Annotated in this window: 10 protein-coding genes; 5 read left to right on the forward strand and 5 right to left on the reverse strand. The window is 61.8% G+C overall.

Features of this window, described 5'->3' with window-relative positions:
- The coding region (locus QVE23_RS11040; RefSeq protein WP_502919088.1) for a hypothetical protein at window positions 1–413 on the reverse strand (413 nt) is incomplete at its 3' end.
- Between the two features lie 12 nt (window positions 414–425).
- Window positions 426–866 carry a cell wall hydrolase gene (locus tag QVE23_RS08970; protein WP_021750831.1) on the reverse strand — a complete coding sequence of 147 codons (441 nt, stop codon included), beginning with the start codon at window positions 864–866 and terminating at the stop codon, window positions 426–428.
- 394 nt (window positions 867–1,260) lie between these two features.
- On the opposite strand from QVE23_RS08970, the gene QVE23_RS08975 reads away from it, so the two are divergent.
- The 3 genes from QVE23_RS08975 (at window position 1,261) to QVE23_RS08985 (ending at window position 2,529) form a co-directional block, all read left to right on the forward strand.
- Window positions 1,261–1,401: a hypothetical protein gene (locus tag QVE23_RS08975; RefSeq protein WP_155979402.1), complete on the forward strand. Its 141-nt coding sequence runs from the start codon at window positions 1,261–1,263 to the stop codon at window positions 1,399–1,401.
- A 28-nt stretch (window positions 1,402–1,429) separates the two neighbouring features.
- Window positions 1,430–2,098: a nitroreductase family protein gene (locus tag QVE23_RS08980; protein ID WP_287967976.1), complete on the forward strand. Its 669-nt coding sequence runs from the start codon at window positions 1,430–1,432 to the stop codon at window positions 2,096–2,098.
- A gap of 62 nt (window positions 2,099–2,160) precedes the next feature.
- Entirely contained in the window at window positions 2,161–2,529 is a 369-nt protein-coding gene (locus QVE23_RS08985) for a DUF4180 domain-containing protein (RefSeq protein ID WP_025545301.1), read from the forward strand.
- Between the two features lie 84 nt (window positions 2,530–2,613).
- Here QVE23_RS08985 and QVE23_RS08990 read toward each other — a convergent pair whose 3' ends face one another.
- The 3 genes from QVE23_RS08990 to QVE23_RS09000 form a co-directional block, all read right to left on the reverse strand.
- A complete protein-coding gene (locus QVE23_RS08990; protein WP_025545300.1) occupies window positions 2,614–3,753 on the reverse strand; it encodes a glycosyltransferase in 1,140 nt (379 codons plus the stop codon).
- A 165-nt stretch (window positions 3,754–3,918) separates the two neighbouring features.
- Window positions 3,919–4,176 carry a TIGR03905 family TSCPD domain-containing protein gene (locus QVE23_RS08995; protein ID WP_021750836.1) on the reverse strand — a complete coding sequence of 86 codons (258 nt, stop codon included), beginning with the start codon at window positions 4,174–4,176 and terminating at the stop codon, window positions 3,919–3,921.
- 175 nt (window positions 4,177–4,351) lie between these two features.
- Window positions 4,352–4,531 (reverse strand): hypothetical protein, encoded by a 180-nt coding sequence (locus QVE23_RS09000; protein ID WP_287967979.1) that lies wholly within the window; start codon window positions 4,529–4,531, stop codon window positions 4,352–4,354.
- Window positions 4,532–4,775: 244 nt separating this feature from the next.
- On the opposite strand from QVE23_RS09000, the gene QVE23_RS09005 reads away from it, so the two are divergent.
- Window positions 4,776–5,102: a PadR family transcriptional regulator gene (locus tag QVE23_RS09005; protein WP_287967981.1), complete on the forward strand. Its 327-nt coding sequence runs from the start codon at window positions 4,776–4,778 to the stop codon at window positions 5,100–5,102.
- Window positions 5,099–6,210: DUF2812 domain-containing protein (locus tag QVE23_RS09010; RefSeq protein WP_287967982.1), on the forward strand; the 1,112-nt coding region annotated here is incomplete at its 3' end. The genes QVE23_RS09005 and QVE23_RS09010, both read left to right, overlap by 4 nt.

Consider the following 6,210-nt stretch of genomic DNA (forward strand, 5'->3'; position numbering starts at 1 on the left):
TAGATGGTCATATAGTCGTTGCCCACATCGTACAGAATCCCCTCCCAGGAGGTGGTGCTCTGGGTGCCCACCAGGAAGGTGGCCACCACGTAGTTGCCCACGTTTTTCTTCAGCATGGCCTTCAAAGATCCCCGGTAGGCTTCCTCCATGGAGATGGGGTCCGTGATGACCTCGCTGGGCAGGTGGTTCCGCATGTCCAGGGACCCCATAGACTGGCCGCCCTGCTCCTCCGCGGCGTTCAGGCGGTCCATAGGGCGGCCGGCACTGGTGACGGTGCGGCCGGGCGCCTCCGGCATGGGCGGGTCGGCGGGCATGGGTGTGACTTCACCGGACCAGTCCGTCATTCTGGGCGCGACCTGCGCCACAGGAGGCGCCCCGTTTCCGCCGTTGTAGATATTCTGATAGTGTGCCATTTCCAACACCTCTCAAGTCTGATAATACGCGTCTGTGGGATTATAGAAGCAGTGGTCGCCGATCCGGGTCTGCCAGTATCCCACCTTCGAGGGAAAGAAGGACCGGCAGGTGGGGCCGAAGGGGTTGTAAAACCACAGGGAATCCGCCACATCCGGCAGGCGGTTGCCCGCGATGGCCCAGTCGGCGATGTCATAGTGGATCTGTTCGGGTCTCATGTTGTAGATATTCTGGGGGTTGTAGGCGCCGCCCTCCGTCTCGCTGGCGCAGACGAACTGATAGGGCTGAAAGATGATATTGCGGATGCTGCCCTGCCCGACCCGGGCATACTCCCCGCCCTTGGCGTGGACCCGGTTCATTACAACACCGGCCACCGCCTTCATGCCGTCTTCACCCTCTCCGCCCGCCTCGCACTGGATCAGGCGCGCCAGCAGCTCCCGGTCGGAATAAGCCATTGGTCGATCACTCCTCTGTCGGGGCCTGCCATACGTACCAAACGCCGGTCCGGCAGACCGCCTGGCCCGGACGTTTCACCCTCAGGATATGCACAGGGACTGCAGAAGGTGTCAGCGGCAGCCTCCCGGTCCCGTGAAGGGGGGAGTCTCCCAGCGAAAAAGTCGGTCTCGATTTTTTCCGGATGGACCGGCCCAGCCGGAATGTGGTATACTGGATTCTCAGCGAACGAGTCAGGCGGCCGCGGCATGGAAAATACGCCTCAAGATCCCGCACATCTGCGGAGGGAGTTCCAGCCGTGCCGGAACCGATTCACCGCCTTTGGCGGCGAGACGCGGCAGGACCTGCTGCGCGTCCTGTTGTCTCCCCCGCCTGCAGGTTCTGCGGGAGACAGGTGTGATAAAAGCCCGAAAAGAGGCGACTCACGTCTTCTACTATCTGGCCCTGCAGGACAGTGGGATCGAAAACGTAGCGCGCCTGTTCGCAGACATTCTGCAGATCCTGAGAAACGCTCCGGACAAGAGCGGCGAGGATTGACTGCGGCTATCACAGGAGGAATACAGTTATGGATTTGTTCGAGGCCATGGAGCACCGGCATGCGGTCCGCTCCTACGAGGACCGGCCCATCGCGCCGGAGGCGAGAGAAGCACTGCTGGCGTGCATCGCCCAGTGCAACCGGGAGAGCGGGCTTCACATCCAGCTTGTTCTGGATGAGCCCAGGGGATTCGGAGGGCTTCCGGCCCACTACGGGAAGTTCTCCGGCGTAAAAAACTACATCGCGCTGATCGGAAAGAAGTCCCCGAACCTGGAGGAAGCCTGCGGGTACTACGGGGAGAAGATCGTACTGCGGGCCCAGCAGCTGGGTCTCAACACCTGCTGGGTCGCCATGACGTACAGCAAGGTCAAGACCGCCTTTCAGATCGCCCCGGGCGAGAAGCTCTGCCTGGTGATCGCGGTGGGCTACGGCGCCACCCAGGGCGCCGGACACCCGGTCAAGCAGCCGGAAGAGGTGTCCAAGGCGGATTCCCCTGTGCCGGACTGGTTCCAGCGGGGCGTGCGGGCGGCGCTGCTGGCGCCCACAGCCATGAACCAGCAGAAATTTACCTTCACGCTTCAAGGCGGCAGCGTGGCCGCGAAAGCCGGAACCGGCTTTTACACCAAGGTGGACCTGGGCATTGCCAAATACCATTTTGAAATCGGGGCGGGGACCGCGCAGTTCCGCTGGGCTCCCTGACAGGACAGGGAGCCGGTCTTCCGGCAGCCTCCGGGCCTTCCGCCCCTGTCAGGAGGATTTTGATGAATATCGAAACCATACAAGCCCCGCGGGGCGCCATCGCAGTGCTCTCCGGCGGGAAGGTGCAGATCACGGACGCGGGTGCGGCCCTGGACCTGGCCATGTCCGTCCGGTATGAGACCGGCGCGTCCAGGCTGGCCATCGACAAGCGCCTGGTGTGCAGCGACTTTTTCATTCTCAGCACCGGCGTGGCGGGAGACATCCTGCAGAAGCTGATGAACTACCGGTTCAAGGCCGCCATTTACGGCGACTACTCCCACTACGCCAGCAAGCCGCTGCGGGACTTTATCCGCGAGTCCAATCATGGCAAAGACTTCTTTTTCGTGTCCACCATGAAGGAGGCCGTCCAGCGGCTGACGGACGCGGAGTGAGCAGCCCCGCGGCGGCGCAAAAGGGACGGCAGCGAAATCGCTGCCGTCCCTTTGGTTCTTCCGCGTGTTCGGTTTTCCGGGCGCTTAGGCTTTCGCCCCCCGCTGCTCCGCAATGGCCTGACGGAACATCTCCTCCGTCTGGCGGATGGACTCCTCCAGAGAGTACTGTCTAGCGTGTTCGGCATAGCGGCGCTCCATTGCCTGCCGCTCCTCCGGGTGCTCGATCCACCAGTCGATCCGCTGGGCCAGCGCGTCTGTGTCCCCGGCCGGGAACAGGCTCCGCTCATCCAGGGCGAACTGGGGCGTGGCGGACCGGGGGGAATCGGCGATCACCGGCACCAAGCCGCAGGCAAATGCCTCCATACAGCTCATAGCCTCGATCTCCGCGTCGGAGGTGTGGACGTACAGATCCGCCATGTGGAGGATCTCCAGCAGGCGGGCAGGCTCATAGAACTCCATGACGATGGGATTGGAGAGCTTCTCCGCCAGACGGCGGTATTTTTTCTCCAGCGGACCCTTTCCCGCCAGGATCACCTGGATCTCCCGGGCGTGGCGGGACTTGGCGCAGGCGTCGATCAGCTCATCCTGACGCTTTTCCCCGGCGTAGCGGCCCACCATCAGCACATTGAAGAGGCCCTGCATCCAGGGTTCCTTTTCCCGCTTGCCGTAGATGTACTCCGGGCTGATGCCGTTGGAGATCACGTGGAGCCGGGCGGTGTAGCCGTGTTGGCGGAGCTGGTTCGCAATCATATTGCTGGGGCAGTGGATGTGGGTGAACCGGTTGAAGAACGTATCCCGGAAGCGGTTGTATACAAAGTCGTTGACGCGCCTGCTGTTGCCCATGTGCAGGGTGAAGGTGATGTTCTCCGGCTGGCAGTGGAAGGCCGCCGTGTGAGGGATGCCCAGCTTTTCCACATGCTTCAGGCCCATGATGCCCAGGGGCGACGGCATCATGAAATGCACCACGTCCGCCCAGGCCGCCGCCTTTTCAAACACATGGCGGTTGGGGATGGCCAGCCGCATCCCCTGGCTGGTGATGAGATGCTCCACCACTGGAAAGAACCTCATCTGCCTCACGGCGTACTTGTAGTCCGCGGGCTTGCCGGTGGCGATGACCCGCACCTCGTTGCCGTGGTTCTTCAGCGCCTGGGCAAAACGCCGTGCGCTGATGGTGGTGCCGTTGTTCGCGTCGTCAAACTGGTCGATGACCAAAACGATCTTCATAAACGTCTGAACCGTCTTTCTTTGGTTTGGCGGCGCTTCCGCCGCTAACGGTTTAGTTTACCATGTTTTTCATCGCTTGTCCAGGGAATTTCGTCGCCTGCGGGATCTCTGAACGGACTCTGAACAACAGGCCCCGCGGCAGGTGCCGCAGGGCCTGTCTCAGGCTTATTTCTGTTTGGCCAGGGCGGACTCCAGCCCGCAGGCGAACTGGTCTGGGCAGGAGGTGCTCTTGGCACCGCAGCGGATGCCCTTCAAACGGTGGATCGCCTCCTGGGCAGGCATCCCCACCACCAGGGCGGAAATCCCCTGGAGGTTGCCGCTGCAGCCGCCCAGGACCTCCATCTTCTGGATGATGCCGGCGTCATCCACCTCCACGCGCATCTCCTGGGAGCAGACGCCCCGGGGACGGAACGTATACGTCATGGTCGAAATCTCCTCTTTTCATGATATTGCCCGTTTAGGATATCACATCCCGCCGGGAATGGCAAGAGGCGGCACAATTTGAAGAAGGGGGGGAATCCTCCGTCATTTCAGCGGAACATGCGGCGGTTCCTTTCCGTTCCCCAACTGTCAGGGTCCATTCCTGCCGTTTCGGATTTCAGGCAAAGCGCGATGCAAGCACAGCCATGATAGATACCAGCAGCAGGCCGCTACACAAAGCCAGTATTACCAACATTGCTTTTCTGAGCTTTCTATTTGCCTTGACGGCTCTGTCTATCCGGTCCAAAAAGATCAGAAGGAAAAAAGCAGGAATCAGAAACCACCAGTATATCTGCATGTAATTTGCCTCCTCCCCAATCCGCCGAATGGGTCTTGCCCGTCCGGGAAACCTGTATTTTTTATCAGATCATCTGATCCGGATCAAGGCCGCCTGGCGAAGGCGGCAGCGTTTGCGTCATCATCAGTTATCTCGAAAAGAGACTGCAGGCGGGTTAAAGAATCCCGGCTTGACAATATCGATATTCGATGATATAGTGGTCTCAAAGCAATAACGATATTCGATAATAGGAGGCGGCAGCGCCATGGCCCGGGGAAAATTTCAGACCCTGACCGAGCAGATGTTCTACATTCTCCTGTGCCTGCGGCAGGAGCGGTGCGGCGCCGACGTGATGGCCTGGGTCGCAGAGGCCACGGGCAGCCGGGTGGCGGTGGGCCCGGGGACGCTGTACAACCTGCTGGAGCAGTTTTTGCAGGCTGGGTACATCCGGGAGACGAAGGTGGAGGGCCGGAAGCGGAGCTATGTGCTCACCCCCATTGGGCGGGAAGCCCTGGAGGCAGAGGCCCGGCGGCTGCGGCAGCTGACGGCGGATTATGAACGGCTGATGGAATCGGAAGGAGGCGCCCCATGAAGCACACAAAGCGGGAGTGGATGCCCCTGTACAGCTTTTTGGACCGGAAGCGGGTCACAGACCATCTGGCAGACATGGCCGCCAGGGGCTGGATGCTGGACCGGCTGGGGACCTGGTCCTGGCACTACCGGCGGACAGAGCCGAAGCAGCTCCGGTTCGCCGTCACCTTTTTCGCCGGGGCCGGGCGGTTCTCTCCCGCTCCGGCGGCGGGGCTGGACACCTTTCAGGACTACTGCGCCCAAGCCGGGTGGCACCGGGCGGCCAGCTCCGACCAGGTACAAGTGTTTTACAGCGAGGATCCGGCGGCCGTTCCCATCGACACCGACCCGGCGGCGGAGCTGGAGAACATCCGACGGAGCATTGGAAAGCCCATGATACGCAATTACCTGGCGCTGCTGCTCCTCTGCCTGCTGGAAGTCGCGTTTCAATGCTACCAGATTTGGACGGATCCCGTGGACACCCTGGCCAGCCCCACTGCCCTACTGGCGGCCACAGCCTACCTGCCGCTGCTGGTGCTGACGCTGGCAAGCCTGCTGCTCTACCACCGCTGGCAGCGGCGGGCCGAGGCCGCCGTCGAGGCGGGGCTGCCCCTGCCGGACCTGCGGAGTGCCCGGGGACTTGGCATTCTGGTGTTGATGTGGTCCGGACTCCTGATTGCAGGCTTGTTTGCCTCCATAAGCCGGTCCACCGGGATGGTCATACTGACCATCGGGATGGTATTGTTTTTCGCACTGGTCTATTTTCTGGCCAACGCCGCCCGGAAGGCTCTCCAACGGCTGCGGTGCCCGCCCTGGGCCAACCTCCTGGTAATCGTAGGAATCTGCATCGCCATGTTTGCGGGCGGGACAACAGGTCTGTTCGCCCTCATGATACGCAATGCCGGTTCCGGCTGGTTGGAGGACCATCCGCCGGTGGAGACCTACACCGCCCACGGCATGACTTGGTCTGTCTATGCCGATCCCATCCCCCTGCGGGTGGAGGACCTGATCGATATCGACTATGACGGCTGGTCCACGGAGGCGGATGTGGAGTGGTCCCCCTTGGCCGCCCACGGGGAGTACCGGCAGGACGCCCGGCTGGGGGACGGAGACCTGCCGGAGCTGCGCTA

The sequence above is a fragment of the Oscillibacter sp. KLE 1728 genome, assembly GCF_934833455.1.
In the GTDB taxonomy this organism is placed as follows: domain Bacteria; phylum Bacillota; class Clostridia; order Oscillospirales; family Oscillospiraceae; genus Oscillibacter; species Oscillibacter welbionis.